The 2734-nt window shown below is 60.8% G+C and carries 4 protein-coding genes, 1 pseudogene and 1 riboswitch; all 5 genes and pseudogenes read left to right on the forward strand.

Annotation, left to right across the window (positions count from 1 at the left end; genetic code table 11):
- Nucleotides 1–224, forward strand: a pseudogene (locus HX846_RS34865) (beta-ketoacyl-ACP synthase II); the annotation flags it as partial.
- A gap of 36 nt (nt 225–260) precedes the next feature.
- Nucleotides 261–477, forward strand: a riboswitch (cobalamin riboswitch).
- A 96-nt stretch (nt 478–573) separates the two neighbouring features.
- Complete coding sequence (locus HX846_RS34870; RefSeq protein ID WP_003217883.1) at nt 574–762, forward strand: CbtB-domain containing protein; 189 nt, start codon at nt 574–576, stop codon at nt 760–762.
- Between the two features lie 11 nt (nt 763–773).
- Nucleotides 774–1472, forward strand: coding sequence for a CbtA family protein (locus HX846_RS34875; RefSeq protein ID WP_087694356.1), 699 nt, complete (start codon nt 774–776; stop codon nt 1470–1472).
- Nucleotides 1469–1861, forward strand: coding sequence for a cobalamin biosynthesis protein (locus HX846_RS34880; RefSeq protein WP_178967221.1), 393 nt, complete (start codon nt 1469–1471; stop codon nt 1859–1861). Before HX846_RS34875 ends, HX846_RS34880 begins: the two co-directional genes overlap by 4 nt.
- A gap of 83 nt (nt 1862–1944) precedes the next feature.
- A complete protein-coding gene (gene cobM, locus HX846_RS34885) occupies nt 1945–2691 on the forward strand; it encodes a precorrin-4 C(11)-methyltransferase (protein WP_102605651.1) in 747 nt (248 codons plus the stop codon).
- The last annotated feature ends 43 nt before the right edge of the window (nt 2692–2734 follow it).

The raw sequence follows: 2734 nt of genomic DNA on the forward strand, positions 1-2734 counted from the left end.
ATCTGTTGGGCGCCGCGGGCGGGATCGAGGCGATCTTCACTGTGCTCGCCCTGCGCGACCAGATTGCCCCGGCGACCCTCAACCTGGATAACCCGGACCCCGCCGCCGATGGGCTGGATATGGTCCGGGGCCAAGCTCGGTCGTTGCCGATTGAATACGCGATTTCCAATGGGTTTGGATTCGGCGGCGTGAATGCCAGCGTGCTGTTCAAACGCTGGCAATAACCCGGCGATTTGACGCCCATCGCCCGCCCATGCTCTCCTACACATCTTGTTTCGGGTGCCCTTCACAGGGTGAAACGGGAAACCGGTGAGTCATGTTCCTTTACTCAAGGGCGTGACGAGTCCGGTGCTGCCCCCGCAACGGTAAGCGAGTGAAGCATCAAAACCACTGTGCCTCTACGGCATGGGAAGGTGATGCTTTCAAGGCCCAGGCCCCTCGCAAGCCCGGAGACCGGCCCGAAAAAATCAGATAACAAACCCGCGGTGGGCGGGCGCTGTTCAGAACCCTGCGTGCCTGGCTCGCGGGGTTTTCATGCGCTCGTGTCACCCTGAAACCCTGAAGGGACGCGCCATGTCGATCATCAGCAGCACCGCCTCTACCGCCAGCACCACCGCCACCCTGAGCCAACGCCTGACTGCCGCCATCGGCGCGTCGATCCTCGGCGCGTGCCTGGTGTATTTCGCCGGTTTCTCGCACATCGAAGCGGTGCACAACGCCGCCCACGATACCCGCCACAGCGCTGCGTTCCCGTGCCACTGAGACCTGCCGACATGATCAAGCGTATTGCCCAAACCGCAGGTTTCACCGGCCTCCTGGCCGCCCTGCTGCTGACCTTGCTGCAAAGCTTCTGGGTTGCCCCGCTGATCCTGCAGGCGGAGACCTTCGAAAACGCCCCGGCCGCGACCGAAGTGCATGAACATGCCGATGCCACGGCCCACACCCACGACGCTGAAGCCTGGGAGCCGGAAGATGGCTGGCAGCGTGTGCTGTCGACTACGGGCGGTAACCTGGTGGTCGCCGTAGGTTTTGCCCTGATGCTTGCCGGCCTGTACACCCTGCGTGCACCGACCCGTACGGCCCAAGGCCTGCTATGGGGCCTGGCCGGTTACGCCACCTTTGTGTTGGCGCCGACCCTGGGCTTGCCGCCTGAATTGCCGGGGACTGCAGCGGCAGACCTGGCGCAACGGCAAATCTGGTGGATCGGCACTGCCGCCTCTACCGCTGCCGGTATTGCGCTGATCGTGTTCGGTCGTAACTGGCTGCTGAAAATCCTGGGCGTGGCGATCCTGGCTGTGCCCCATGTGATTGGCGCACCACAGCCGGAAGTCCACTCGATGCTGGCGCCGGAGGCTCTGGAAGCTCAATTCAAGATCGCCTCGCAGTTGACCAACGTTGCCTTCTGGCTGGCGCTGGGCTTGATCAGTGCCTGGCTGTTTCGCCGTAACCGTGATGGTCAGTATTCGGCATGATCCTGGCGGTTGGCCTGGGGTGTCAGCGGGGTTGTTCTGTCGACATCCTGCGTGAACTGTTCAACGCCGCCCTCGCCGAGGGTGGCATTGAGCGTCAGCGCATCACTGCGTTGGCCAGTCTTGATCGCAAGCGGGATGAGCCGGGGTTGCTGGCACTGGCTCAGGTTCTGGATTTGCCGTTGGTATTTTTCAGTGCGGAGCAATTGGCGCCCTATGAAGATCGACTGAGCCATAAGTCCGAGACGGTTTTTGCTCATACCGGCTGCTACGGCATTGCTGAAAGTGCCGCCCTGGCCCTGACAGAACAGCTGTCTCAAAGCCCTGCCACCCTGCTGATCACCCGCAAAAAAACCGCCCAGGCCACCTTTGCATTGGCTTGCGCCGGCTGAATTCCCGATAATCGTCAGCTTTGATCATGAGCAATCTTCATCTGGAGGGCTGCTCGCGTGCTTTTTTTCACAGGAATGAATCCATGACTGTCTTTTTCATCGGCGCAGGCCCAGGCGATCCGGAATTGATCACGGTCAAGGGGCAGCGGCTGATTCGCAGTTGCCCGGTGATTATCTATGCCGGCTCGCTGGTACCGGCGGCGGTGCTTGAGGGGCATCAGGCTGAGCTGGTGGTCAACAGTGCGGAGTTGCATCTGGAGCAGATCATCGAGCTGATCAAGACGGCCCATGAGAAAGGCCAGGATGTGGCGCGGGTGCATTCCGGGGATCCGAGTTTGTACGGGGCGATTGGGGAACAGATTCGGCTTTTGCGGGAGCTTGGGATTGGGTTTCAGATCATTCCCGGGGTGACGGCGGTGGCGGCTTGTGCGGCGTTGTTGGAGGCTGAGCTGACGTTGCCGGACATTGCGCAGAGTGTGATTTTGACGCGGTATGCGGATAAGACGGCGATGCCTGAGGGTGAGGTGTTCAGTAGTTTGGCGCAGCATGGGACGACCATGGCGATTCACCTGGGGGTGAATCATCTGGAGAAGATCGTGGCTGAGTTGGTGCCTCACTATGGGGAGGATTGTCCGATTGCGGTGGTGCATCGGGCGACCTGGCCGGATCAGGATTGGGCCATTGGTACGCTGGCGGATATTGCCGGGAAGGTGGCAGCCAAGGGGTTTCGGCGTACGGCGTTGATTCTGGTGGGTCGGGTTTTGGCCAGTGACAGTTTTGGTGAGTCGTCGTTGTATCGTGCGGGGCATGCGCATTTGTATCGGCCCTGAGGGTGGTGGCGGTGGTGATGGTGTACATATCCGTTATTTAGGT

Origin of the sequence: Pseudomonas sp. K5002 (genome assembly GCF_013386655.1) — a bacterium.
Lineage (GTDB): Bacteria > Pseudomonadota > Gammaproteobacteria > Pseudomonadales > Pseudomonadaceae > Aquipseudomonas.

Excerpts from the sequence above, each read along its gene's own strand:
- HX846_RS34880 (WP_178967221.1), top strand. The coding sequence starts at position 1,469 with ATGATCCTGGCGGTTGGCCTGGGGTGTCAGCGGGGTTGTTCTGTCGAC.
- HX846_RS34870 (WP_003217883.1), top strand. The coding sequence starts at position 574 with ATGTCGATCATCAGCAGCACCGCCTCTACCGCCAGCACCACCGCCACC.
- cobM (WP_102605651.1), top strand. The coding sequence starts at position 1,945 with ATGACTGTCTTTTTCATCGGCGCAGGCCCAGGCGATCCGGAATTGATC.
- HX846_RS34875 (WP_087694356.1), top strand. The coding sequence starts at position 774 with ATGATCAAGCGTATTGCCCAAACCGCAGGTTTCACCGGCCTCCTGGCC.